Source organism: Chryseobacterium sp. CG10_8, from assembly GCF_058117085.1.
The window spans coordinates 1-25099 of the sequence record NZ_JBYVEB010000045.1; the positions used below are offsets into that span (position 1 = coordinate 1).

Below are 25099 nucleotides of genomic sequence, written 5' to 3' on the forward strand. Positions count from 1 at the left end.
AAATTTTAGGTAACTTTACGGATATTCATTAAATAATAAGATAGTTTGTTAACAAAATCCGGCTTTTCGATTAACTCTAAAAGTATTTTTTGCGCATGAGCAACATTACCCTTTCCAAGCAAAACCCGAGCTAGATTGTATTGGGTATTACAAGTTGTTTTAACAATTGCTTTTTCCAAATCTTCATCTGGCTTATCTATATAACCGAGCTCAACAAGTTGTTGTAAAGCCAATTGACCTAGATCATCAGGTAAAGTCAGAAAAGTATTTTTATACTCACCAAAATCGCCTTCCACCTCATCCCAAGATTCTATATAACGAACCGTTTTCTGCTCCTCAAAAATCTCTAAAGCGACTTTTCCATCCATATCTTTACCAACAGGCAAACCGAAATGATGCAAAATAGTTGGAGCTATGTCAATCAGACTCAAACCAAAAACTTGATGATTTTTCTTAATACCTGGACCACAAACAACAAACATCCCAAATTGTCGATGCTCTAAAGAAGGTACTGCATATACATGTTCCGGAATACTTAAAATTCTTTGATCACCAGATTCGAAACCGTGATCAGACATGATGATTATGGTTGTATCTTCATCAATTAAATCAAGTTTCCTCTCCAGCATCATGTCTTGATATTGATATGCACCATCCACGACATCTTTGTACTTATCGAAGACATTATCCGAAATACCCTTCTGTTGAGGAGTTCGAAACTTCATAAAAGCGTGACATATGTGGTCGATAAAATCGTAGTATACCGCCATAAAATCCCATTCTGATGTCCTTAATAATAGAGTAGCTGCATTATGAATTGAGGCATTCTCCGCTAAAACCTTACTGAAAACCAACAAGGATTGATCAATCTCTTGATCAATTTCATTTGCTCTAGGAAAAAAAGGTAAAATATGAGCTTCCGTTAGTTCATACGGGAAAACTCTTAAATCTTGAAATTCCAAAGACCTATCCTGAGGATGAACAACCAAAGGTTGAAGTGGTTTCCATTGAGAAGGATCAGGATTAACTTTTGAAAAAAGATCACTTACAACCACACCATTGATAGGTTCGGCAGGAAAACTTGGCCACCAACCCACTGCATTACACTTCATGTTTTCGTGGTGAAGAATATTCCATAAAGTTCTAGTTTTTCGTCCTAAACTGGTGATGGGTCGTACTGCGTTGCGATGCGAGTCTACTTCCGCAAAATCCAAAATTCCATGTTTATCGGGGGTTTTACCGGTAATGACAGACGTCCACAACATTGGAGAGTATGGTGGAGACATCGTAGACATCTTCCCTCTTACTCCATTTTCAATTAAGCGTTGAAGAGCAGGCAATTTCCCTTGTTTAAGAAGAGGGTCAATAATCTGCCAATCGGCCGCATCCCAACCAATTAATAGTAGTTTATTTTTCTTCAATTTTGGATTGTTTTATTAAATTTTTCTTTAGTTTTTCTCCATTAATTTTCTTTTTCCATAATTCATGCCCCACATCCCCCAATGCCAATAAACCAATAGAACCTTTAATATCAATCACAATTTTTTTATTTCCCATAATATTCTTATATTAGTTGCAATAAAATTATCAAAAAATTATATGATGAGCAAAAATACCACTTTTCAAAACAAGTTAAAAAAATATGGAGCTACTGCAGTTGCATTGATTGCGGTCTCGGAAGCCAACGGACAAATCGTGTATACCGATATTGCTGACCAAGTACTTCAGAATGGTAATTTCTACCAACTAAGCCTAAACAATGACAGTACCAACGAACTAATTATCTATCAATCGGCTCTTGGTAGTTCTGCTCCTAATGTACTAACCTACGCTCACGCGGGCGTGAGAGCAAATGCAGATAGTAGTGGAGGTTTTTTCTATCCGTTTGCCCTTAATGCTGGTGACCCAATAGGACCGACCCAGACGGATTTTATTACAACTACTGGAAATGCAAAAGGATTACTCAACTATCTATCTTGCTCAACCGCTTTTTCAAATACACATTGGTGCAATGGTGCTTCTAATAAGTATCTGGGGGTCAAATTTACAATTAGTGGAAGTACCCATTATGGTTGGGTGCGCCTAGATGTTAGTTCAACATCTTCTTCTGTAACCGTCAAAGACTACGCCTATAACACGGTTGCGGGACAGTCTATTAATGCTGGGCAAACAGCAACTTTAGCTACCATTGAAGAAGCGAAAGCAAGTGATTTTTCGTATTATGTTGATAATAGCAAAAATTTGGTTTTAAAAACTTCCAAAAAAATAGAAAATGTAAAAATATACAGTGCAGTTGGACAGCTAATCAAAGAAACTTCTGGAAAGAATAGTGACGTAATTTCGCTCGCTGGAACCAAAAAAGGAGTATATGTGGTAAATGCAACCATAGAAGGCGCACAAAAATCATTTAAAATTATTTTGAAGTAGAACTTGACTTCATACAAAACAAAAAAGGTGGAAAAACTTCCACCTTTTACATTTCTTACTCTTCCTTTCATTCCAAATCTTCCCATCTTTCAGGAATCTTATGAAAACCCGCAAGCAACCTTCTATTGCGCTCTTGTAGAACTTCAATCTGATTTAGCAAATGATGAATCACTTCTAACCCAGGCATGTTAACATCTAAGTCATAATGCCAATTGGCTAATTTCTCAAACAACGACAATTCTGCATGAGAAATATAAGTCACATTATCTTCTACTTCAGTACGAAGCAATCCATTGGACTCTAATTCGTCGAAAAAGCGGATTTCGACATTATATATTTTGATGAGTTCTTCTCTAGATATTCTTTCCATGATTACGAGTTTTTGAGTTGTTGAAATAGTTCTTTTTGCTTTTCAGTAAGATTTTTGGGCAACTGAACCTCATATGTCACATACAAATCTCCAAATTCACCCTCTTTCTTGTACACAGGAAACCCCTTCCCTTTCAATCGAACTGTAGCTCCGTTTTGAGTTTCTGGTTTAACCTTCAAATTGACACTTCCAGCAAGTGTTTGCACAGTGATATCACCTCCAAGAACCGCGGTGTACAAGTCTATTTCAACCTTTGTTTTCAGATTATCACCAATTCTTTCGAATTGAGCATCTTGAGGAATACTAAAAGTAATATACAAATCTCCATTTGGACCACCATTGAAACCTGGATTACCGTGTCCTTTAAGCTTGATTTGTTGACCATCATAGACGCCTGCAGGAATGGTAATTCTAACCTTTTTACCATTAATATCAAAAGTCTGTTGATGCGTTGTGTAGGCATCTCGAAGATTCAAATTCAATTCAGCGTTGACATCCTGACCTTTGAATTTCCCTGAAGCACTTCCCCGAGAACTTCTGCCAAAAGCACTACCTCCACTACTACCTCCAAACACACTTTGGAAAAAGTCCGAATAATCTTGACCTTCCCCAAAATCAGCGCCAGAAAACCCTCCAAAACCTCCGCCATAACTTTGCTGTTGTTGCTGATATTGACGTTGTTGCTGTTGAGCCTTCTCATACTCTTCGCCGTGTTTCCAATGTTCGCCGTATTTATCATACTTCGCACGATTCTCCGCATTAGAAAGCACTTCATTAGCTTCGTTAACTTCCTTAAATCGCTTCTCCGCTTCTTTATCATTTGGATTAAGGTCTGGATGATATTTTCTTGCCATTTTTCGATAGGCTTTTTTAATATCATCCTGGGAAGCCGCTTTGTCAACTCCCAAAATTTTGTAGTAATCAATATATGCCATTAGTTTTTTTTTGTAAGTTTAAAATTACAAAAACAAAAATAATTTTCACAAAAAATCAAAAATTAAATTAAAACTCTAAATTCTAACAGATTCCGAATAGACATAATGAAAATAATTGGCAAGGAAACATTAAATTCTAAAATATTGAAATGTCTAAAAACCTTAACATCGAACACTTATTCTTAACCATTGCTTCAGTGATTCCCTTATTATTTAGCATCTATTCATCAGAATTAATTTAGAACCTCTTTTGAACACCTTTTACAAATAATCGATGAAACAGTGATCACTTTGTTGCAATGGCGCTTTTGTCTTCTTTTGGATTCTATTTCTTCAGGAACCACTCGAAAGTCGAAAGAAATCGATTTTTAATTAAACTTTGTTAAGACTAAACAACAAAAATGGTTTTTTCTTTATATTTTTGAAACCTTCAAATAAAAAAACTATGGTTGAAATCCGCGAACTTGGGGTCAAAAGAATCATCAAATGGTCCTTCCATCATATCATTTGGCTACTACTTGCTTCTACTTCATTGTGCTTATTGTATTATTTCAAAATTATTGATTTCCAAATTCCTTGGGTTGCTACCTCGGTTATTGGTACTGCTGTCGCATTTTATGTCGGTTTCAAGAATAATCAATCCTACGACAGAATGTGGGAAGCGAGAAAAATTTGGGGAGCTATCGTCAATGACAGCCGAACTTGGGGAATGATGGTTGATGGATACATTACTAATTTCTTCACCAAAGACAAAAAAAGCGCAGCTGAAATCCACGAAATCAAAAAACGATTGATCTACCGACATATTGCGTGGTTATATGCACACCGAAATCAATTGCTTGTCCCAGCACCTTGGGAGCACATTAGCCAGGGTGGACATTTGGCCAAATTTGCAGAAAATTATCAACAAAATTTTGGAATTGGACTAATCGAAGACGATAAGGAACTTTCTAATTTCAAAAACTTTATTTCTGAACAAGAATTTGCTCGCGTTAATAAACATGCCAATACCGCCACTCAAATTATTAACGAACAATCGAGAGATTTACGATCCCTTAGAGAGCAAGACCTTATTGAAGATTTTCGACAGACTCAGATGATGGATGTATTAAGAAGTTTCTACGAACACCAGGGAAAAAACGAAAGGATAAAGAAGTTTCCTTTACCTCGACAATACGCAACCATGAGTAAGTATTTTATCGGGATTTTTCTTGTTATTCTTCCATTTAGCATTATTCCAGAAGTATTAAAAGGGGGTGATTGGAGTCTTTGGCTTGCCATTCCTATAACGGCATTAATAGGATACGTGTATGTGATGATGGAAATTATTGCCGATTATTCCGAAAATCCATTCCAAAGCATGGCCAACGATATCCCAATGCTGGCACTTACTCGAAATATAGAAATTGATCTCCGAGAAATGTTGGGCGAAACCGACCTTCCGCCGACTATCAAATCAAAAAGCGGAATCTTAATGTAAAATAAAAAAACGATCTTTTTCAAGGTCGTTTTTTGTTCAGTTCTTTCTCCAAATCTTCTACTTCTTGATCAAACTTTTGTCGCCAATTCTTTCCAAATTTTTTCTCTAATTTGGCGAAATATTTTGGATTGTCTTTTTCATATTTTTTCTGTTCAACACTATCGGGTTCACATCCTGATTCAATACGTTCGTAATTGATATTCCATTTTTTGATAATGCTATCAAAAGCGTCATAAGCTCCTTCTGGTGGAAGTGCGCCTATTTTATAATCGATCCACTTTAAATTAGACGCATGATTCTCAAGAGATTCAACTTCTAATTTCTTCGAATCATTCTTACAAGAATTCAAGGAAATGAATGTGAAAAAAAGGAGTGAATATTTTAAAATTTGAATTAACATCTCTGTTATTTATAATCGTAATACCTCGCTCCTACTGAAAGTGGATTTTCAGCTTCTACAGAGGTCAATCCAAATCCTTTATAATCTTGGTTAACAGATCGTTCTAATTGTTTTCTGTGTAGTTTTTCGTAAGTATCAAAATCGATTGAAGTCCTATTTTTCAAGTTTTCAAAAATATTCCATTTCGAAACAATGTCTTTCCATGAGTTTGAAATATTTCCTGCAAAAACTTTTGATTTCGAACCACTTCCGTAACCTAAAAATCCAATTTTTTGACCTGCAAGATCTTCACTTTCATTGTAACTTGTTTGCAAAGCTGAAAGTAAAGCCATAAAAATCGAAGCAGTATACATATTCCCAATTTCAGAAGACGCTCTTTGAGAAGGTTCAATCTTTTCGTTGATAAATTTCAAATAGTCTTCAGATTTAGCCACCGCTTTTTGCTCCTCAGAATTAGAGTATGGTAAGTTATTTTCTAAACTGAAAATCTCCGTAAAAACCCTTTTCCCATGAAAAGCATACGGAAGATGGAAAATCAAATATCTCCAATTTTCATAAGGCTTTTCGATACCTGTTTGCTCTTTGTAATGTTGATAAGCTTCACGAATTCTGTCCTGATAACATTGATTAGAATATTGCCCATCGAAAACAGGTTCATCTGTAAAGATTTCCAATTTGTCAGGCATGGTTTCAGTTGCGGTTTTCAAATCTGATTTTGAAGCAGTTCTTTTTGGTTTAAAAAAGTCAAAAACACTTTCAGTAGCGACACCAATCGTACTTTCTATTTCTAAAAGTCTAGGATTTTCAGAAACTAAAACTGCAACAGCTCCACCTCCCTGTGTATATTCACCTGAACTTGCCAATTCATATTTTGCGTAATCAGAAGCAATGACAACCGCTTTTTTACCTGGATTTGCTTTTACATAATCCAAACAATTTTGAAGTGCATCAACAGCTCCGACACAAGCAAAAGTCATGTCCACCACATCACAATTTTTGAAAACTCTTGCTCCAAATTTTGGCTCTAAAACTTTCTCCACCATTTGCATTGCATACGTTGCAGTTGGTTTTGCTGCATCTAATGCGCTTTCTGTTCCGAGATAAATTCTTGAAATTTCTTTTGGGTTGATTTCGTAATCGTTGATTAATTTTAGCAACGCTTCTGCGGCAAATGTTGCCGCATCTTCATGAACATCCGGAAATGCCATTTTGTGAAGACCTAAGCCTTTTTCTAATTTGGCGGCTTCAATATTTCTTTTTTCTGCTAAATCTTTGATTTGTAAATATAAAGAAGGTACATGATAACTTGCTACGTCTATTCCTACAGTCATTTTTTTGATAAAATTTATACGAATTTATAAAATTTATTTTGTGTAAGAAACGATAAAATAAAAAAACTTTCCCATTGTGGAAAGTTTTTTGTAATCTATAACTATTCTTCAAAATAATAATTCTATTTTTGAGGTCAACGAGTTTATTTACAAACTAAATCGAAGATATTTTGGAGAAAAACTCTTTGATAAACTTAGAGTCTGTTTAAATTTTATTCAATGATCTTTCTTACGGCTTTTTGCTTAATTTTCTTAAACAAATAAACTTTGTTTATTCTGAATTTTACATTAAGATATTCACATAATTAAGTTGTATTTAATAAGAAATCAAAAATCTGATTCTAGATAAGAATCATTAAGCTAAAAACTCTTAAATCCTTAATGGTAAAAACATTTTACAAATTTAAACAAGCCTTATTTATTATCAATATTACAAAATTAGGCAAATAAACTACCTCGAGGTATTGGTTAATCCCATAACTTGAGTTGTTCGCTGTGATTTTTTTTTATATTCTTCTTCTTTTCCTTGGTTTTCAATATATTTTCGAATAACATCTTTGTTTCCATACTGACCAACTGTATTGGCATAGTGACCACTTGTCCATAAATTACCTCCCCATAAAATCTTTTTTATCTCTCGATGCGCTTTAAATGATTCTCGTGCACTCAAACTTTTTATCAACACTACTAATTTTGAAACCGAGATACTTGGTACACTTTGAACTAAAAAATGAACATGCTCAGATTCATAACCAATTTCTACAAATTGAATCTCATTACGTTCTGAAATACCAACGCATATTAATTTGAGGCTCTCTCCTATTTCTTTCGTTAAAACTTCTCTCCTATATTTCATTGGAAAAAACCAAATGATATAAAAGCAAGCTTTTATTCTGTATTTTGTAAATATCATCAAATCTACAATTTTTAAAAGTCTTATGAAAACCCCTCCGTTTTTCAAACTTTTCCACTTTCAGCTCGAGGTATTCTCTTAGAATAAAAGCTTCTTCAATTTTAAGACAATTTTATTTAAAGTTCAACAACGTAAATTCTACTCGTCTAAAGCATTGGAATGAAGTTATTTTCTTATGATGATGTAATTTTTCCTTCCTGCATCTACGAAGTAAATATTGCTTTCTTCTTCTGTTTTGTTGGGCATTTTTATCGTCCCTATTTTGATTTTATTTTTTTCATAATTATCACTGCTTTGTTTTACTTTCAGATAATCTTGTCCTAATGGGAGTTTGTAATACGCCTCGCCGAACCAATAAGAACCGTGATTATTTGTGGATAGGATGTTAAAATACGCTGCTACTCTTTCTTTTTTCTGAAAATGATTTCTTTTGATTTCTTTAGAATATAGCGGTGTCATCATTATTTGAATTGCATATTTATTATTATTTCCATAATAATTCATATCTTCTTGGTTGGGAATTACTTTTTTTACATAATAATTCAGTTCAGAAGGGAAGTTAACTTTTACCAATCCCTCTGGTGTGGAAAAAATATAGTAATACCCCCCTTGACCTGCAATAACGTATTGAGACGTGGTAAAGAGTTTTTTTGCAAGACGTATCAGTTCAAAACTGTCTATTTTGCTGTCTAAAAAAGCGTAATATTCTTCTACATCGTTTTCAGTAGTTTTATATTCAAACTTTAAAACTTCTTCTCGGCTCTTTTTGATGGTTAAAGAATCCATTTTCAGATCTTCGTTGATGCTTTTATCATATTTTTTAAAGGTTTGGTCTCCGTTTTCAAGCCAATTGGGAAAATAGCCGTGTTCTGTAAACAAAATCCCATTGTCTTTATGAATAGAATAATCAGAATAAATGGGTTTGAAATATTTATCACTTCCTATGGGGATATTTAACGAATCTATATAATTCCCTTTAGAATCTAATTTGTATAATATTTTTCCTTCGTTATCAATGATAAATAAAGGTTTTTCTTTCTCTTTATAAGCTATGCAGTAACCAGTTACAGGAATAATAAGCAAATTATTTCGATCGGAAATAGCTTCTATTTTATCCAAATCAATATAATCCGAATAATTCTGCGAACAACAAAATAAGAAATTCATAAGCAGAGATATTGCTAATATATGCTTCATAATCGTGGGAATTATTCTTTTTCTTTTTGGTAAACCTCACTAAAAATATCTTTTAGAGATACTTTTCAATAGGATTTTTTTGTTTTAACTAACAATTAATTAACTTCGTACAAATCAAAATCCAAAGATTTGCTATTGAATCAGTATTTCAATTTACTTCCTCCAAGTATAAAACTTTTGTTTTCTACTTTTAAGAGCTTCTTTAAATTTTATTCAATAAATTTTTTATCGGACAACAATGATTGATTTACTTATTTATAAGCCTCAATTGTTTTGTTGATTAAATCAATTTGTTGATTGATGGTTGAACTATTTGGATTGGCTTTCAAAACTTGCATTTTTTTAGCAAGACCTTCTTTCAAAACATTAACAATCATCATTTTTGCTTGAGGATTATCTTCAATCTGTCCTTTGACTTGAGTGAGAACTTTCGTTGCATTAGTAGTTGCCTTCAAATTGTCTGAACTCATGATCCAATTATACCCTTCCTCCATTGTCGCACCTAATTTAGGATCTTGAAACTTTACAAATGGATAAAAAGGAACGCTTGAAGCGATGGCAGGCATTTGTTTCTCAATTTTGTTACTAACAATAATAGGCAACAATTCCAGCATAAGATCTTCCGAAGCGTTTTCTAAGTCAACATTCTCCGCTAATCCCTTCGCTTTCGAGGGATCAACGCTTGCAATACCTAAAAGCGAGGCGCCTTTTACAGAGTTAGAAACGGCAGACATCCCTTTCTCATAAATTGGAAGGTACTTTTTGTCTTTGGTCTTTACCAGAGCTGAAATCGCAGCTGCTTGAACTAAAGTTTTTTCGTCACTCGAAGCCAATTTTTCAACTTGGGAAAGTGCTAATTTCGCTACGGAAGGCTGAGACAAATCCAATCCGTTTAAAGCTTTTTCTCTGATTCGAAAAAATGGATCTTTAAGTGCGGCAACAAGAATTTTGGTTGAAGAATCTGATTTCCCTTTATCTTCAACCGCCTTTTCAACAGCACCGTATCTTCCATTAAAATCTTTGGTATTGTTATATTGTACCAGATATTGATCTAAAGTTTTATTATCATTGATATCAGCTAAGACAATTCCATCTGGGTTAATATTGACAAAATCTGGACTCTTAGTAGCTGGAACAACAATATCATTTTGTGATTTCGCGTCAATCCACACCTTTTGGCGAGTTGGCTTACCGTCCACAAAAACATCTATTGTCAAAGGAAACTGAAACAATGGAGTCTGAGATTGATTAATCGAAATCATCACTTGCTTCTTAACAGGTTCGTAACTGTAAGAATAAGATAATTTCGGATTACCGTTACTGTAATACCATTGATTAAAAAACCAATTAAGATCTCTTCCCGAAATTTTTTCCAAAGACAACCTCAATTGATGAGCTTCACCTGTTCCATATTCGTAGGTTTTTAGATAATCTGTAAGACCAGCAAAAAAGGCTTCATCACCCAAATAGTTTCTTAGCATATGAAGGATTCCCCCTCCTTTCTGATAGGAAACCAAGTCAAACATATCTTCTCTCGACTTGTAACCAAAACGAACTAAATCTTTATTGAAATCAGATGGACTATGCAAGTACTGACCAACATCCTTTGACAAGTGATAATCAGCTTGATCTTTTCCATATTTGTATTCATTCCACAAATACTCGGAGTAGTTAGCAAAAGACTCATTAACAGTTAAATTGCTCCAACTTTCAGTAGTTACCAAATCTCCAAACCATTGATGAAATAACTCGTGAGCAATAACATCTTCCCATGAGTTTTCATCCGCAAGATCACCCGCTTTTTGATAGGCACTTTCTTGATGCAGCGTGGAAGTAGTATTCTCCATCGCTCCAGAAACATAATCCCTACCAACAATTTGAGCATACTTTTGCCAAGGAAATTCATAATTCAGTTTTTTAGAAAAGAATTCAATCATCTCTGGAGTATTCCCAAATATTTGTTTTGCATAAGGTTCATATTCCTTCTCTACATAATAATCGACCGCAATATTTTTCCATTTATCTTTAACAATGGAATATTCTCCAACTCCCATAAAAAACAAATAGGGAGCGTGTTTCTTATCCATTACCCAATGATCGATTCTTAGACCTCCTCCTTCAGATTTTTGGTCCTTCAAAATTCCATTAGAAAGCGTAACATACTTATCAGGAACCGTCATGAAAATCTCTTGTGTCGTCTTCTGATTAGGCTTGTCTATTGTTGGAAACCAAGCTGAAGATGACTCTGTTTCACCTTGAGTCCATATTTGAGTTGGCTTGTCGGCATCTTTACCTTGCGCATTGATAAAATACAATCCTTTAGCGTCTGCAATCGCTCTACTTCCTGCCTGTTTTACTTCATTAGGTCGCGCTGTATATTTGATATAAATAGTAAAATCCTGATTCTTTGCATAAGATTTATCCAAATTAATTTTTAAAACATCATTAGTATAATCATACTTGAGAGGCGTTCTTGAACCATTTTTATCCAACGCAACTTCATGAATCAACATTCCTTTCGCATCCAGCTCCAAAATATTGGTAGCATAAAAATATGGACTTGCTGTTAACCATTCTTCACCATTCATCTGTTCCTTCTGATAGTCAAAATTAACTTTCAATTTGGTGTGTTTCAACTCAATTGATTTGGTATGCGTTGCACGATAGACCGACTCTCGCCCAGAAGTCTCCGTCTGTGCAAATATGGTATTTGAGTTAAAAAAAGTACCTAAAAAAAGAGCTGCGATAAGGATTTTTCTCATATCGTTAAAATATTATTTATGAAAATTGGTAGAAATAAAATTCAATCTGTTACATTCAACATCATGAAAATCAAATTCTTTACAAAAAAATTTAAATAAGGATTAAATAGCAACGGGAGCTTTTATTCCTGGATGTGGATCGTAATTTTCTAAGGTAAAATCTTCGAAATCAAAATCGAAAATGTCTTTGACTTCAGGATTAAGCTTCATGGTTGGAAGTGATTTTGGTTCTCTGGAAAGCTGTCTGTTGACTTGCTCAAAATGATTATTGTAAATATGAACATCACCAAACGTATGAACATAATCGCCAACTTCTAAATCACAAACTTGTGCTACCATCATCAACAATAACGCATAACTCGCAATATTGAACGGAACTCCCAAGAAAACATCTGCACTTCTTTGATACAATTGCAATGACAATTTTCCGTCCGCAACATAAAACTGAAACATGGCGTGACAAGGCGCTAAAGCCATATTTGGAATTTCTGCAACATTCCACGCAGAAACGATTAACCTTCTTGAATCTGGATTTTTTTTGATTTGGTCGATGACTTCGGTAATTTGGTCAACTACTTTTCCGTTGGCTCCACTCCAACTCCTCCATTGTGCTCCGTAAACCGGACCAAGGTCGCCATTTTCATTCGCCCATTCATTCCAAATGGAAACACCGTTGTCGGTTAAATATTTGATGTTGGTATCACCTTTTAAAAACCACAATAACTCGTAAATAATAGACTTTAAATGAACTTTTTTAGTGGTTACTAAAGGAAAACCTTTTGATAAATCGTATCGCAATTGATATCCAAAAACACTGCGTGTTCCTGTTCCTGTTCTGTCAGTTTTGTCGGTTCCGTTATCTAAAATATGTTGTAATAAATCGAGGTAATTTTGCATTGTTGTATTGTTGAAAGTTTAAATTTCAAATCCATGTACATGAATTTGAAAAGTTCAAATTTATTAAAAAATTAAGTAAGCGCGGAATGAAAAAATGATTCCAAACTGTAAAAGTAAAAAAACGTGATTGTCTCAAGAATAAACTTATAAAGATGTCATCTTCACCATCACCTTTTCTGAATTTCCGGAGACAGATTTTAATTTACCAAATCTTCCCTTATCGCTAAACCGGTCATCATAATAATCCAACTGAACATTCCCAAAAGACTTTAGCTTCCCTGATTTTCCAGAGTTAAAGGTGGAATCTCCCCAATAATCTACAAAAACATTATTGATAGATTTCAGCTTTCCAATTCTGCTGTTCTCCGAAGAAGTTTTATCCCAATAATCAATGTTGATAGCACCAATCCGCTTCACCTTTCCAAACTTTTCTCTCTCATAATTAAAGCTATCCCAATAATCAAGTTCAAGATTTCCTATGGTTTTGATTTTACCATATCTTCCATCATCTACATGCGCGGTATTCCAATATTCAACTGTAATATTCCCAAAGCTTTTGATTTTTCCAAACCGAAATTTTTCCAAATCATTTTCGAAATAAGTCAGCTGCCCATTAGAATCAGAACCAAAAAATCCAGTAACTACACCATCAAAATTTATCACGTAAGTCATGTTATCAGAAGTGGTGATTTCAACAGAAGAATTTCTATCAACGTCATTAACTAAAATCTTTTTTAAGGTTTGAGCATTAGCAATCCCAAATAAGAAAAGACAGAAGAGAACAAAAGGTTTGCACATGTGTTTTTTATTTTGAAACGATTAAATTTACCAAATATTTTTAATGACCTGAGAAATATTATTGATCGAAAAGCTTTCATTCTCAACTTTTCCTTTCATCGCCATTGCTAAAGGGCTTTCTTCGGAAATTGCAATGATTTTTTTTCCATCAAAGTGGATTTCGCCTACTGAAGCTGAAATATAGAACATTCCTTTTTCGGTTTCAACAAGAGAACCTTTTTCGACTTTTGAACATTTTTCAGTTTTGATGGACAGGATGGATTGCTTCTGTAAAAGAAAAGCATTCAACTGATTTTGCAGGTTGTTAATTTCTTGCTGTAACATTTCGCGACCAGTCTCGTACTTATCTCCCATCGAGGATTTGGTATCGTTGTTGGAATTTCGTTTGTCCAAAATCAATTGTTCTAAATTTTCTATTCGGTCCGATATTCTGGATTGAATGATATGCAAAAGCTCTACTTTGTTCATGGTTTGTTAAAATGAAACCCTTTCAACATCAGAAACGCTGAAAGGGTGTCAATTTTAGAATTTTTATTATTTAAATCTTATTTTCTTACTTTACAAAAACGGCATAGTCAGAAACTTTGAATTCAAAGGACTTGTTTACAGATAAATCTTTTGCAGCTTTTGTAAAAACATTATTGAATTTGCCCGCCACTTGAGCATCTTCAACAGAAAAGTTTACTGGTTCTTTGGACATATTTAATAACACCAACACCTCATCTTTTCCATTTTTTCTAATGTAAGCTAAGATTTTGTCTTCAGCGGTGGTTTTCACAAAATAAGTAGTCACTTTTGGATCACCTCCTCTCAGCGCTGCATTAGAGGACTTAAGGTCTAATAAAGTTTTATAAAAGTCAGCTACTTCGTAGTCACCATTCCATTCGATAACATCTTTTTCGAAGAATTCAATACGTTTTTTGTTAGGCAATTCCTGACCAGAATAAAGTAATGGAACACCATTCCAAGTTGCAGAAAATACAGCAAGAGGCTTAGCAATATCTCCATATTTTTCGTATTCTGTTCCGTTCCAAGAATTTTCGTCATGGTTAGTTGTAAACCAAGCTCTCATGGAGTTGTCTCCAATCGCTGAATATTTAGTCAGCAAGTCACGAAGCTCAGACAAAGGAAGATTCTTTTTGTAATAATCTTCGGTCTTATGCATCCAAGTCCAAGAGTAACTTGCATCGAATACTTTTCCGTAATCTGGAGTTTCTAATTCATCAAACTCACCTAACCAAAAAAGAGGTTTCACTGCATCTACTTGCGGTCTTGCTTCTACCCAGAAATCTACTTCTACCCAACTTGCAAGGTCACATCGGAATCCATCAATATCCGCTTCGGTCACCCAATACTTCATGGCATCAATCATCGCTTTTCTTAATTCAGGATTTTTGTAATCCAATTCGATGATATCATCCATTCCAGATGCTATTTGGAAATCGTTGGTTTTAGGGTCTTTCAAATAATATTCTGGATGAGATTTGGTCCATTCGTGGTCCCAACCTGTGTGATTAGCAACCCAGTCAATAATCACTTCCATACCCAAATCATGGGCTTGCTTCACCACTGCTTTGAAATCTTCTAAAGACCCAAACTCAGGATTAATCTGTGTGTAGCTGCTACAAGCATAAGGACTACCCAAACTACCTTTTTTGTTTTTTTGTGCAATTGGCGTAATAGGCATAAACCAAATGGTTTTAACACCCATTTCTTTAAGACGCGGCAACTCTTTTGCAAATGCATTGAAGGTTCCTTCCTGCGTATATTGTCTTACGTTAACTTCATAAATGTTGGTCGAATGTTTCCATTCTTTTGGTTGACTCATGGTTTCGGTTGTTTTATCGGTTGATTTTTTATCATTTTTGGTGCATGCTATGATTCCTAAAGCCAAAAGTGATAGTATGATAACTTTTTTCATATGAAAAATTGTTTTTTACAAATTTAGTGATAATTCTTTGGATTACTTGTGGGATAAATACAAAAAGTCACTCTTAAATACTCCATGAAACCCTTAATTTCCAAACTAAAATTTAGATTTAAAATTATTGATTATCAAATATTTAAATACAAACCATTAGTAAAACAAAGGTACCTTTCAGTAACTCTGAAAATAGGAGAAACATGAAAAAAAACATACTCTCCAACCATCAAAAAAACAAACTACCCTCGAAATCCGAAGGTAGTCTATCATATTTATTTAAAAAAGTAATTTAATCTTTTCTCGTCAAAAGAATTGAAGAATTAGATATCAATTAATCCTCATCATCCTCAATTGGCTCATCAGCAAAGTTGTCATCGAAATCGTCATCGTCATCATCTTCGAAATCATCATCATCTGTCTTGAATCCGGAATCAAAATCTTCTTCAAAGTTGAATTCATCATCTAAAAGAGCCATCGGTTTTGCTCCTTTTGCTCCTGTTTTTCCAGGAGCCTTCAAAGGCACGCTTCCAAAACGAAATACGGTGATTGGGTAATTGACAGACTTTTTCTCATCAACTACTTCAATCAGCTCACAATAGAACTCCCATAAATCGATAAAACCATATTGAAAATGCGCTTTATCCCCTTTACTTTCGAAAGCCTCATTGATATAGACATCTGACATGATTTCCCCATCTCCCTCGTCTGACATATCTTCCAAAGGAACGGACTTAATTACTGTTCCGTCTGCTTCAAGAAGGTTGAAAGCTGACAATTCGTCGCCAGAAAGACTGAAAGCACTTTTGATTCCGTTATGGAGATTCCAAAGCGTTTGTTTTTCCTTGATTTCGATGTCTCTGAAGATGTCATCTTTAGTGTCTATAATTACCCTAATTTTATAAACCATTGTAAAGAATTATGATATTTTATTGTACGTTTTATGGATTACAAATATATAACAAATGCAAAATGACCAAAAAAAAAAGTCATTTTTTTTAAAAAAAATTTAATTGGATTTACTCAAGGTAAAACTAAAGGTAGTGCCTTCCAAGTACTTACTCTCCACCTGAATATTCTCTTGATGCGCCTCCAAAATGTGTTTTACAATAGCCAAACCTAATCCAGAACCTCCTTCTCTCCTACTTCGACTAGATTCTACCCGATAAAATCGCTCAAAAATCCTTGGCAACAACTCAGTCTTAATCCCCATTCCATTATCCAAAACTTCAATCAAAATCTTGTTTTTCAATTGACTTGTTTTCACCGTAATCTGCGCATTTTCTCGATTAGAATAATAAATGGCATTCGACAAAAGATTGATTAAAACTTGAGAAATTTTTTGCTTATCCGCAGACACCATAATAGAATTCTGGTAAGAAATGAGCTTCATTTTGGCATTTTTCTTCAGAGCCTCATACTCCAAAAGATCAATAACTTCCCTGATAACTGCATTAATATCAAATTGCGTGATATCAAGTTTAATTTCACCTGACTCATATTGATTGATCATATCCAAGTCTTTGACAATATTGAGTAACCTTTCCACTGATTTATCAATTCTCTCCAAATATTTGTCTCTGATATCCAAATTTTCTACTCCTCCATCACGCAGAGTCTCCACATATCCTTGAATCGAAAATAACGGGGTCTTCAACTCGTGAGAAACATTTCCAATGTACTCTTTTCGATAGGTTTCCATGTCCTTCATGGTATCAATCTCAATCGCATTCTTCTGACTAAGTTCTGATACTCGTTGACCCAAAGTCGTAAAATTGATGTTCTCGTTTTCTTCTGGATAAATCTCGTGAGGTAGAATATTAGAAATACGCTTGATTTGCTTACGACTGTATACGTTGAGCAAAAAATCCAGCGCTGCATAATTGATGACCAGCATAATTAAGACCGCAAATCCAATCCCAACGATATGTTCCTCTCGAAAAAATTGAGCTCCTACGTCAAAAATTTCAAATAAAGAAACGACAGAAATCATCACTCCTGTCAAAATTAACGCCGCAAAAATGACTAGTTTTCTCGTTTTCAAAATAGAAGAATTAGTAAAAAGAGAATAATAAAATGCTAAACCACTAATTTGTAACCAATTCCTTTAAGAGTCTGGATGGTATCAATCCCCAACTTTTCTCTAAGACGACGGATATGTACATCAATGGTCCGTTCTCCAACAATGACATCACTTCCCCAGACTTTGTCCAATATTTCGTCTCTTTTGAAGACTTTTTCGGTGTTAGAAGCGAGTAAATATAACAAATCGAACTCTTTCTTTGGAAGCAGAAAGGATTCGTCTCCTTTGGTTACCTTAAAGTTATCTCGATCAATAATCATATCACCAATTTTCAACTGATGCACCACTTCTTTGCTTTGAGTAGTCAATTTCAACAAAGCATTAACTTTGGAGATGAGGATTTTAGGTTTAATAATCTTAACCACATAATCATTAGCTCCAGCTTGGAATCCCGCTAATTGCGAAAATTCTTCGCTTCTTGCCGAAAGAAAAACAATTAAGGTATGCTCTAACTCAGGAATCTGACGCATCTCTTGACAAGTTTCGATTCCGTCTTTTTCCGGCATCATCACATCTAATAAGACCAAATCCGGAATAATATCCTTAGCAGCTCTAATCCCATCATTACCATTGGTCTCAGAATAGACATCGTAACCTTCCTTTTTCAGGTTATATGAGAGGATCTCCAAAACATCTGGTTCGTCGTCGATAAGAAGAATTTTCTTAGTACTCATTTTTTTAGCTTTAAAGATAATCACCAAAGTTACGAAAATTTAGAAGGTCGAAAATTGTAGTTTCTAAAGTTCATGATAATTTAACATAACCCTAATATTATTCACACAATCTTAAAGTTTTTTTAAAGTTATGTCAATCTGCTTGATCAACAATCTTTATTTCTTTGCAGCGAATGAAATTTATATTAAAATCAAGATGAAAATCAGAAAGATTAGTGTGGCAGTTTTGTTTCTTACGGGTACATTCTCAACGATTTACGCGCAAACTACCCCTTCTGACACGGTAAAGAAAACCGAAAAGAAGATAGAAAGCATCGTTATTAAAGGAAGCTCGAGCAAGCAGTCGGAAACCGCTGTAATGTTGGAACAAAAGAAAGCCATCGTTCAGAAACAAGCTGTTGGTGCAGAAGAAATTTCTCGAAAAGGAATCTCTACAGTAGCTGAAGGCTTGACCAAAGTAACTGGAATCAACTCCGTACAAGACAGAGGTATCTTTGTAAGAGGTCTTGAAGAGCGTTACAATTCCTTATTAATTAATGGACTTGGAGCTCCTTCTAATAACCCATTTAAGAAAATTGTTTCACTAGAACAATTCCCAACAGACATTGTTGGGAAAATGGATATCTACAAGACCTTCAACTCCAATCTATATGGAGATTTTGCTGGTGCAACTTTCGACATCGAAACTTTGACACCATCAAAAGATTTCACTAAAATCGAATTTGGAATCGGCTTCAACACGATTAGTACATTTAGAAAAAACTTTAAAATTAGTCAAAACGCATACGACTTTGATGGTTATCTAACCCTTAATTCTAAGGATCGTGAGTTACCTGAAGTTTTACAAGGAACATTACCTTCCTATTATAGTTTTTCTCCTCAACAAAGCATCAATGATTTCAAGGATGGTTGGGATGTAGAATCAGTCACTTCTTTGCCTAATACAAGTTTGGGATTAATTACTTCTCAAAGATTAAAATTAGGAGAAAAAAGCAAATTAGGATTTGTATTAGGTATCAACCACTCTAGCAAATACGAATATAGAAATGGACCTAATAACCAATTTATCCAAAATGGTGACGAAACAGTTCTTAATAACAAATTAGACAAGACCAAGTATAATTATGTTATCGAATCGTCTTCACTCTTAGGCTTAACGTACAAACGCAATAAGACCAATGTTAATTTCAATGCATTGTATTTGCAGAATGCAGAAAACAAGATTGAGGATTATGTTGGATACAAAAACCTAGAAGTACAGAATCTTCGCTTCATTAGAGGAAACCAAATGGACGTCTCAAGATACTTGGATTTGCAATTGACTGCATCGCAAGAAATCGGAGATAGACATCGTATCAAAGCTGGAGCTAGTTATGTTAAAAATAATTACTCTCAGCCTGACAGAAAGTTCTACGATGGACAGATTATAGACGGAAACTCTGACCAAGTATTGATGACTTATGGAAGTAATAACCTGATCAGACAATATCTTGATGTTAAAGGAAAATTTTATGCTTCTGCATTTGGAGAATATGCTGTTTTCTTAGGTGAGAAAAAGGACCAAAATTTCTATCCATGGCAAGTCGCTGTTGGTTACAATGGATTTGCTGATATCAGAAACAACTCTTATCGATTCATTTTTGGCGCATTAAATGGCAATAATCAAGGTGCTTCTGTAATTACCAAAGACACTCCGCAAGCGAGCTTTAATCAGTCAATATTAGATGGTATCTACCATTATCAAGAAGGGTCTGACCCAGGACAATATTATTCGAGTTCTTACCAATTCGTTAATGCAGGATATCTTAACATTAACTTTAAGCCTAATGCAACTTGGGATCTTTTAATAGGTGGAAGATTCGAAAATGACCTTAGATTGATTCGCTATTCGGAACTAGGACAGGTTAAAAAAAAGAACTTAGATAAAGACAACAATTATATTCTCCCTTCATTAAGTGCAAAAAAATCGCTTAATGACAAAAACAACCTTCGTATTGCAATGAGCAAGACGATTACAAGACCTGTTTCCATTGAGACAATGCCAATTTCCTATATCAATCCAGATAATGAAACTATCTATGGAAATATCGATATCGAAAATAGTGAAAATTACAACCTTGATTTGAAATGGGAGTACTTCCCAACTAACAAGGAACTTTTTGCAGTGACATTGTTTGGAAAGAAAATTAATAATCCAATCGAGACGTCGTTTCTTGCCTCTGGTAACTCCAACGGAACAACCATTACCTACTTTAATGCAAAAGAAGCTACCATTGCTGGGATAGAACTAGAAGGAAACGTCAACCTTGGACGAATTTCCGAATCATTAGATAAGTTTTCTTTCGGAGCTAATGCTACATTAATGTATTCTAATGTAGAAAGAAGTGACGTTCAACTTATACAGGAAAGAAAAGATGGTTATACTGGTGAACTTAGCAAAAGAACATTGCAAGGAGCTGCTCCATATACCTTCAATGCCGATTTGAAATACGAATTCAAAACTGCTAAAAACTTAAAAAATGTATTCTCTTTGGTTTACAATGTATCAGGTAACAAAATTTATACAGTAGGAATCGCAGGTAATGACAACATCTACGAAAGACCATTCAATCAACTAGATTTCATTTACCAAACCGAAATTAGTAAAAATCTAAGCGTAAAATTAGGAATCCTCAACATCTTGAACCAAACTTATAAGCTACAGATTGGAGATGAAGGACTTAACACGCTTAGCACTGGAGGAATCACCGATTACAAAGCATATAAAAAAGGAACCAGCTTTAACTTTACAATAGGTTACACTTTTTAACAAAATTTAATAATTACAAAAATAAATAAAAATGAAAAAGAACGTTTTTAAAATTTTACTAGTATCGACTCTTATTTCAACCTTAGCATCATGTACTATTGAGATTAATGACTCAATTGCAGATTCTTCAACAGAGACTACGACAGACAATGTCTTGTCAGGAAGCGGAACATTATCAGGAACTATCAATAAAAATATCTTAATCAAAAAAGGGACTTATAACTTAGATGGTGTTGTAAAAATCACTGGTAATGCCACCTTAACTATAGAGCCAGGTGCAACTTTCATCGCTTCTACTACCAAACCAAGTAGTTTGGTCATTTTACAAGATGGTATGATTGACGCTCAAGGAACTGCAAGTGAACCAATTGTCTTCACCACTAATAATAAAACTCCTGGAGATTGGGGTGGAATCACGATCTATGGAACAGCTCCTATCAAAGCTGCCAACGGGGCAACACAAGCGCTTTCTGAAGACGGTAATAACGTTTATTATGGTGGAGCTGATGCCAATGATAATTCTGGTACCATGAAATACGTTAGAGTTGAATATGGCGGAAGAAAAATCGGTGATGGTAACTCAGAAACCAACTCTATGACTTTTTACTCCGTTGGAGCAGGAACAACTTTAGAAAATCTTGTTTCATACAAAGGGACTGACGATGGTTACGAATTTTTCGGAGGAACTGTAAGTGCCAAAAATTTGGTTTCCTATGGTAACTACGATGACGCATTCGACTGGCAAGACTCTTGGAGTGGTCAGAGCAATTCTAACTGGTTCGCATACCAAACAGGAATCGGTAATTTCGGAATGGAGATCGAGTCTTCTAGTAACGCAGACAATACAGCTCCAAAAATTAATACAGTAACCCTTATTAGAGCAGCAGGAACTAATCCAGAGTCTGCAGGTTCAGCGGAAATTTCTGCAATCCAATTCAAGAAGCAGGGTTCTGGACTTTTCTCTAATGTGTATATCAGTGGTTATGTTAACACAGGTGGAAAGCAAGCTTATGCTGTACTTATCCAAGACGCAGGAACAGAGACCAATCAGGTTAATACTAATAAAATTGTAGTTACTCCAATTAATTATGTGAGTTCTGACAATGCAGGAGCTTGGGGATATGCTTTCACACCAAACGGAGGAAAGACTTTCACAAATACATCAACCGTTACCAAAGCTGCGCTTACCGCTGGAGCTTGGGCAACTGTAGATGGAGTTAATTTGTTATCAGCATTGTAAATTACAGATTTACAGTAATTTCATTCAATTGGAGAATCCTACATTTGATGTGGGGTTCTCTTTTTTTGTTGGTGTATTATTAAATTTTATTAAATTAGTTTCAGAAAATACAACGAATTTGTCATGGAAAATTGTTTGGAATGTGGTAACAAAATCATGGGTCGGAGTGATAAAAAATTCTGTGATGACACTTGTCGCAACGCTTACAATAATAAGCACAATCGTGACTCCAGCAACTTGATGCGGAATATCAATAACAAACTCCGCAAAAACTACCGAATTCTAAAGGAACAAAACTTCCAAGACGGCAAAGCCAAAAACAATAGAAAAAACCTTGAAATCGAAGGTTTCGATTTCGAATATTTCACCCATTTCAAAACGTATAAAAATGGCTCAGAATATCGATTTATCTACGATATCGGCTACAAATTTCTTGAAGAAGATTGGGTACTTATTGTGAAAAATGATTAAATTCGCTCTCCTCAAAATCGGGATGTAGCGCAGCCTGGTAGCGTACACGTCTGGGGGGCGTGTGGTCGCTGGTTCGAATCCAGTCATCCCGACTTTTTATAAACTACCCCGTCAAAATTTTCTTTTCTTTGACTTCGTCCAGAACGAAAATTTTGCCACCCCTTCAGAGAAGGGGAATTTTTACAAGTAAAAAGTTTTATAACTTCCGTATCTTATCATCCAGAATCTCAATCACTTTATCTTTGTAAAGTCCTCCGATGGCTTTTTTGAAATTCTTTTTGCTCATTTGGAGTTCGTCTTTGATTTCGTCTGGTGTAGATTTGTCTGTAAGGTAAAGCAAACCGTAATTCTCGTCCAGTTTGTCAAGAATTTTTTGTTTGAATTCGTCAATATTTTCGTAACCCTCAGGTTGAAGCGTCACATCAATTTTACCGTCTTCACGAATGGTTTTGATGTAGCCTTTATCTTCAGAAAGCGGATAGACTTTTTTGTAAACATCAGATGCGTAAATCAAACCAATAAACTTGTTGTTGATGATAACATTCCAGCCTAATTCGGTTTCGTTCATCATGATAAGCGAAACTTGGTCACCTTTCTCAAAAGGCAAATCCTCATAACTTGGATTACGCTTGAATTTGGTAGTACCAGTAATCAGCCCCGTTTCCTCATCTACATAGACATAGATGAGATAGCGTTTGCCTTCCTCCATTTTGCCCTTCATTTCTTTGTACGGAACAAAAAGGTCCTTGATAATTCCCCACTCCATAAACGCTCCACTTGGAAGAATCTGTACACAACTCATGACCGCAAACTCACCTACCTCTGCCAATGGCTTTTCGGTTGTTGCCTTGAGTTTGTCATCATCTTGATAGATAAAAACCTCAACTTCGTCTCCTTCTTCCATGTCGTCATGTGCAAAAAACTTGAGAAGAAATGCCTTCCATTCTACATCATCTACCAACATATAGCCAGAAGAATTTTTCTCAGAAACTTTTAGAGTTTGGATTTTACCGATTTTCATGGAGCAAAATTACGGAAAATAAACCTTGGCAACGAATCATTACATCAATCTCCTGAGAATTTTACCCAAATATCAAAAATGAGCTTAATTAAACTCAAAATAAAAACAGGTTCCTTTAACTTTTGGATTAATTCAGATTGATTTTTCTGATTATTTATAGACTTTTTTGTTTGAGATTTTTTTCTCTTACTCAATAAAAATTTTGGCTTATGCCTGAAATGTTATGACAAATTTAAAAATTTATTTTTAAACCTCCACATTCTTCGCTAACTTTTTGAACTTGACTCCATTTTCTTGAATGACCGTAATCGTCATATGTCCAGTTTTACTTACATTAATATCTGCAATTTTACCAGATTTTCCTTTGTGAGTACCACCAATAACGATACAGAAATCACCATCGTTTATTGGTTTTCCTTTGGAATCGCTCATGTTATTTTAAAATGTAAATGTTTTTTTTGACACTTAAGTTTAAATACTGACTTAAAAAACCAGTCAAATTAGAACACTTTAGACTCTAAAATTAAAAATTTTCGCCTCAAGTGAACTTAGATATTTATTCAATTTTGAAATCTAAAGTGACTAAACTGTTATCAAATTTTTAGTAAAGTTTTTAGACTAATATTTCCCAGTTGACGCATCTGCAATATCTGAAACTTCTAAAATATTTTTCGAATAAGGTTTTTCGTCCTCGTTAATCATGGCTTTTCCGACTTGAGAAAGGGTTAAAGTTGCTTTTGGCATGACGTATTTCAAAACATTAGCCATGATTTTGAAAATTGGTTTTGCACTCTTTTGCCCCTTGAATGGAATCATCAATGCCGGACGAAAATTATACTCCGCTTTAAATCCTAATTTTTGCAAATCGTTTTCGGTTTTCCCTTTTACTCTTGCCCACATTAAGCTTCCTTTCTCTGTAGAATCAGTACTCCTTCCTGAAACAAAATTGAAAACCATATTTGGGTTTTGTTCAACCAAAGCTTTTGCAAAAGCCATCGTGGTATCGTAAGTAATCACGGTATATTTTTCCTCGTTCATTCCAACAGAGCTGATTCCCGCACAGAAAAAACAAGCATCATAACCTTTCAATTGTTCCGAAAAATTAGCGATTTTTAAAAAATCTGAAACTAAAAGTTCTTTTACTTTTGGACTGCTAATATCGTAATGTTTTCTTCCTACTATGAGAATTTCGGATACTTTTGGATTCTGGATACATTCGAGCAAAACACCCTCTCCTACCATTCCTGTTGCTCCTGTTAAGATAATTTTCATTAGTGTGATTTTAAAGCAAATATCGGTTTATTTTAATCAAGACGAAAGAGAAGAGGTTTTACTTTAAGAATTACCACCTATTTTTGAGTATTAAATTA

General features: G+C 34.7%; 23 protein-coding genes, 1 tRNA gene and 1 pseudogene. 6 read left to right on the forward strand and 19 right to left on the reverse strand.

The genetic code is table 11. The features are described from left to right. Positions 1-5 precede the first annotated feature (5 nt). Positions 6-1421, reverse strand: coding sequence for an alkaline phosphatase family protein (locus tag AC4AGG_RS08820; protein ID WP_489771630.1), 1416 nt, complete (start codon positions 1419-1421; stop codon positions 6-8). After that, positions 1408-1557, reverse strand: a complete 150-nt coding sequence (locus AC4AGG_RS08825; RefSeq protein WP_489771631.1) for a hypothetical protein — start codon at positions 1555-1557, stop codon at positions 1408-1410. Before AC4AGG_RS08825 ends, AC4AGG_RS08820 begins: the two co-directional genes overlap by 14 nt. A 45-nt stretch (positions 1558-1602) precedes the next feature. On the opposite strand from AC4AGG_RS08825, the gene AC4AGG_RS08830 reads away from it, so the two are divergent. After that, positions 1603-2427: a T9SS type A sorting domain-containing protein gene (locus AC4AGG_RS08830; RefSeq protein ID WP_489771632.1), complete on the forward strand. Its 825-nt coding sequence runs from the start codon at positions 1603-1605 to the stop codon at positions 2425-2427. Positions 2428-2494: 67 nt separating this feature from the next. Here the strand turns inward: AC4AGG_RS08830 and AC4AGG_RS08835 are convergent, their stop codons facing one another. Both AC4AGG_RS08835 and AC4AGG_RS08840 read right to left on the reverse strand, forming a co-directional pair. Continuing rightward, on the reverse strand, positions 2495-2797 hold the full coding sequence (locus AC4AGG_RS08835; RefSeq protein ID WP_489771633.1) for a chaperone modulator CbpM: 303 nt from the start codon (positions 2795-2797) through the stop codon (positions 2495-2497). 2 nt (positions 2798-2799) lie between these two features. Then, a complete protein-coding gene (locus AC4AGG_RS08840; RefSeq protein WP_489771634.1) occupies positions 2800-3732 on the reverse strand; it encodes a DnaJ C-terminal domain-containing protein in 933 nt (310 codons plus the stop codon). A gap of 445 nt (positions 3733-4177) precedes the next feature. On the opposite strand from AC4AGG_RS08840, the gene AC4AGG_RS08845 reads away from it, so the two are divergent. Further along, positions 4178-5212: a bestrophin family protein gene (locus tag AC4AGG_RS08845; RefSeq protein WP_489771635.1), complete on the forward strand. Its 1035-nt coding sequence runs from the start codon at positions 4178-4180 to the stop codon at positions 5210-5212. Positions 5213-5231: 19 nt separating this feature from the next. Here the strand turns inward: AC4AGG_RS08845 and AC4AGG_RS08850 are convergent, their stop codons facing one another. From AC4AGG_RS08850 to AC4AGG_RS08905, 12 genes and pseudogenes are all read right to left on the reverse strand, one after another. Next, entirely contained in the window at positions 5232-5612 is a 381-nt protein-coding gene (locus AC4AGG_RS08850) for an FEKKY domain-containing protein (protein WP_489771636.1), read from the reverse strand. Positions 5613-5617: 5 nt separating this feature from the next. Then, positions 5618-6943, reverse strand: a complete 1326-nt coding sequence (locus tag AC4AGG_RS08855; RefSeq protein ID WP_489771637.1) for a hydroxymethylglutaryl-CoA synthase family protein — start codon at positions 6941-6943, stop codon at positions 5618-5620. A 451-nt stretch (positions 6944-7394) separates the two neighbouring features. After that, positions 7395-7851, reverse strand: a pseudogene (gene tnpA, locus AC4AGG_RS08860) (IS200/IS605 family transposase). Between the two features lie 170 nt (positions 7852-8021). Beyond that, positions 8022-9023: a hypothetical protein gene (locus AC4AGG_RS08865; RefSeq protein ID WP_489771638.1), complete on the reverse strand. Its 1002-nt coding sequence runs from the start codon at positions 9021-9023 to the stop codon at positions 8022-8024. A 281-nt stretch (positions 9024-9304) separates the two neighbouring features. Continuing rightward, positions 9305-11815 (reverse strand): M1 family metallopeptidase, encoded by a 2511-nt coding sequence (locus AC4AGG_RS08870; protein ID WP_489771639.1) that lies wholly within the window; start codon positions 11813-11815, stop codon positions 9305-9307. A gap of 102 nt (positions 11816-11917) precedes the next feature. Continuing rightward, complete coding sequence (locus AC4AGG_RS08875) at positions 11918-12712, reverse strand: thymidylate synthase (RefSeq protein WP_489771640.1); 795 nt, start codon at positions 12710-12712, stop codon at positions 11918-11920. A gap of 144 nt (positions 12713-12856) precedes the next feature. After that, positions 12857-13510 (reverse strand): hypothetical protein, encoded by a 654-nt coding sequence (locus AC4AGG_RS08880; RefSeq protein WP_489771641.1) that lies wholly within the window; start codon positions 13508-13510, stop codon positions 12857-12859. Positions 13511-13537: 27 nt separating this feature from the next. Beyond that, positions 13538-13978 carry a hypothetical protein gene (locus AC4AGG_RS08885; protein ID WP_489771642.1) on the reverse strand — a complete coding sequence of 147 codons (441 nt, stop codon included), beginning with the start codon at positions 13976-13978 and terminating at the stop codon, positions 13538-13540. An 85-nt stretch (positions 13979-14063) separates the two neighbouring features. Next, on the reverse strand, positions 14064-15431 hold the full coding sequence (locus AC4AGG_RS08890) for an alpha-amylase family glycosyl hydrolase (RefSeq protein WP_489771643.1): 1368 nt from the start codon (positions 15429-15431) through the stop codon (positions 14064-14066). A 334-nt stretch (positions 15432-15765) separates the two neighbouring features. Further along, a complete protein-coding gene (locus AC4AGG_RS08895; RefSeq protein ID WP_489771644.1) occupies positions 15766-16341 on the reverse strand; it encodes an IS1096 element passenger TnpR family protein in 576 nt (191 codons plus the stop codon). Between the two features lie 99 nt (positions 16342-16440). After that, a complete protein-coding gene (locus AC4AGG_RS08900) occupies positions 16441-17475 on the reverse strand; it encodes a sensor histidine kinase (RefSeq protein WP_489771645.1) in 1035 nt (344 codons plus the stop codon). A 35-nt stretch (positions 17476-17510) separates the two neighbouring features. Then, complete coding sequence (locus tag AC4AGG_RS08905) at positions 17511-18188, reverse strand: response regulator transcription factor (RefSeq protein WP_489771646.1); 678 nt, start codon at positions 18186-18188, stop codon at positions 17511-17513. Positions 18189-18384: 196 nt separating this feature from the next. Between AC4AGG_RS08905 and AC4AGG_RS08910 the strand changes: the two genes are divergently transcribed. The 4 genes from AC4AGG_RS08910 to AC4AGG_RS08925 all read left to right on the forward strand — a co-directional run bounded on the left by AC4AGG_RS08910 (position 18385) and on the right by AC4AGG_RS08925 (position 22800). Continuing rightward, positions 18385-20997: a TonB-dependent receptor plug domain-containing protein gene (locus tag AC4AGG_RS08910; RefSeq protein ID WP_489771647.1), complete on the forward strand. Its 2613-nt coding sequence runs from the start codon at positions 18385-18387 to the stop codon at positions 20995-20997. 31 nt (positions 20998-21028) lie between these two features. Further along, a complete protein-coding gene (locus AC4AGG_RS08915) occupies positions 21029-22237 on the forward strand; it encodes a hypothetical protein (RefSeq protein ID WP_489771648.1) in 1209 nt (402 codons plus the stop codon). A gap of 123 nt (positions 22238-22360) precedes the next feature. After that, entirely contained in the window at positions 22361-22708 is a 348-nt protein-coding gene (locus AC4AGG_RS08920; RefSeq protein WP_489771649.1) for a hypothetical protein, read from the forward strand. A gap of 18 nt (positions 22709-22726) precedes the next feature. Next, positions 22727-22800 (forward strand) — tRNA-Pro (locus AC4AGG_RS08925). Between the two features lie 104 nt (positions 22801-22904). Here AC4AGG_RS08925 and AC4AGG_RS08930 read toward each other — a convergent pair. The 3 genes from AC4AGG_RS08930 to AC4AGG_RS08940 form a co-directional block, all read right to left on the reverse strand. Beyond that, complete coding sequence (locus tag AC4AGG_RS08930) at positions 22905-23729, reverse strand: CvfB family protein (RefSeq protein ID WP_489771650.1); 825 nt, start codon at positions 23727-23729, stop codon at positions 22905-22907. Between the two features lie 246 nt (positions 23730-23975). After that, the gene (locus AC4AGG_RS08935; protein WP_489771651.1) at positions 23976-24161 is read right to left on the reverse strand and encodes a KOW motif-containing protein; all 186 of its coding nucleotides are present in this window, start codon (positions 24159-24161) and stop codon (positions 23976-23978) included. 186 nt (positions 24162-24347) lie between these two features. After that, positions 24348-25001, reverse strand: a complete 654-nt coding sequence (locus AC4AGG_RS08940; protein ID WP_489771652.1) for an NAD-dependent epimerase/dehydratase family protein — start codon at positions 24999-25001, stop codon at positions 24348-24350. Positions 25002-25099: the final 98 nt, after the last annotated feature.

What these genes read in the sequence shown, in the direction of transcription:
- AC4AGG_RS08825 (WP_489771631.1), bottom strand. Translation starts at nt 1,557, where the DNA reads ATGGGAAATAAAAAAATTGTGATTGATATTAAAGGTTCTATTGGTTTA.
- AC4AGG_RS08830 (WP_489771632.1), top strand. Translation starts at nt 1,603, where the DNA reads ATGAGCAAAAATACCACTTTTCAAAACAAGTTAAAAAAATATGGAGCT.
- AC4AGG_RS08835 (WP_489771633.1), bottom strand. Translation starts at nt 2,797, where the DNA reads ATGGAAAGAATATCTAGAGAAGAACTCATCAAAATATATAATGTCGAA.
- AC4AGG_RS08840 (WP_489771634.1), bottom strand. Translation starts at nt 3,732, where the DNA reads ATGGCATATATTGATTACTACAAAATTTTGGGAGTTGACAAAGCGGCT.
- AC4AGG_RS08845 (WP_489771635.1), top strand. Translation starts at nt 4,178, where the DNA reads ATGGTTGAAATCCGCGAACTTGGGGTCAAAAGAATCATCAAATGGTCC.
- AC4AGG_RS08850 (WP_489771636.1), bottom strand. Translation starts at nt 5,612, where the DNA reads ATGTTAATTCAAATTTTAAAATATTCACTCCTTTTTTTCACATTCATT.
- AC4AGG_RS08855 (WP_489771637.1), bottom strand. Translation starts at nt 6,943, where the DNA reads ATGACTGTAGGAATAGACGTAGCAAGTTATCATGTACCTTCTTTATAT.
- AC4AGG_RS08865 (WP_489771638.1), bottom strand. Translation starts at nt 9,023, where the DNA reads ATGAATTTCTTATTTTGTTGTTCGCAGAATTATTCGGATTATATTGAT.
- AC4AGG_RS08870 (WP_489771639.1), bottom strand. Translation starts at nt 11,815, where the DNA reads ATGAGAAAAATCCTTATCGCAGCTCTTTTTTTAGGTACTTTTTTTAAC.
- AC4AGG_RS08875 (WP_489771640.1), bottom strand. Translation starts at nt 12,712, where the DNA reads ATGCAAAATTACCTCGATTTATTACAACATATTTTAGATAACGGAACC.
- AC4AGG_RS08880 (WP_489771641.1), bottom strand. Translation starts at nt 13,510, where the DNA reads ATGTGCAAACCTTTTGTTCTCTTCTGTCTTTTCTTATTTGGGATTGCT.
- AC4AGG_RS08885 (WP_489771642.1), bottom strand. Translation starts at nt 13,978, where the DNA reads ATGAACAAAGTAGAGCTTTTGCATATCATTCAATCCAGAATATCGGAC.
- AC4AGG_RS08890 (WP_489771643.1), bottom strand. Translation starts at nt 15,431, where the DNA reads ATGAAAAAAGTTATCATACTATCACTTTTGGCTTTAGGAATCATAGCA.
- AC4AGG_RS08895 (WP_489771644.1), bottom strand. Translation starts at nt 16,341, where the DNA reads ATGGTTTATAAAATTAGGGTAATTATAGACACTAAAGATGACATCTTC.
- AC4AGG_RS08905 (WP_489771646.1), bottom strand. Translation starts at nt 18,188, where the DNA reads ATGAGTACTAAGAAAATTCTTCTTATCGACGACGAACCAGATGTTTTG.
- AC4AGG_RS08910 (WP_489771647.1), top strand. Translation starts at nt 18,385, where the DNA reads ATGAAAATCAGAAAGATTAGTGTGGCAGTTTTGTTTCTTACGGGTACA.
- AC4AGG_RS08915 (WP_489771648.1), top strand. Translation starts at nt 21,029, where the DNA reads ATGAAAAAGAACGTTTTTAAAATTTTACTAGTATCGACTCTTATTTCA.
- AC4AGG_RS08920 (WP_489771649.1), top strand. Translation starts at nt 22,361, where the DNA reads ATGGAAAATTGTTTGGAATGTGGTAACAAAATCATGGGTCGGAGTGAT.
- AC4AGG_RS08930 (WP_489771650.1), bottom strand. Translation starts at nt 23,729, where the DNA reads ATGAAAATCGGTAAAATCCAAACTCTAAAAGTTTCTGAGAAAAATTCT.
- AC4AGG_RS08935 (WP_489771651.1), bottom strand. Translation starts at nt 24,161, where the DNA reads ATGAGCGATTCCAAAGGAAAACCAATAAACGATGGTGATTTCTGTATC.
- AC4AGG_RS08940 (WP_489771652.1), bottom strand. Translation starts at nt 25,001, where the DNA reads ATGAAAATTATCTTAACAGGAGCAACAGGAATGGTAGGAGAGGGTGTT.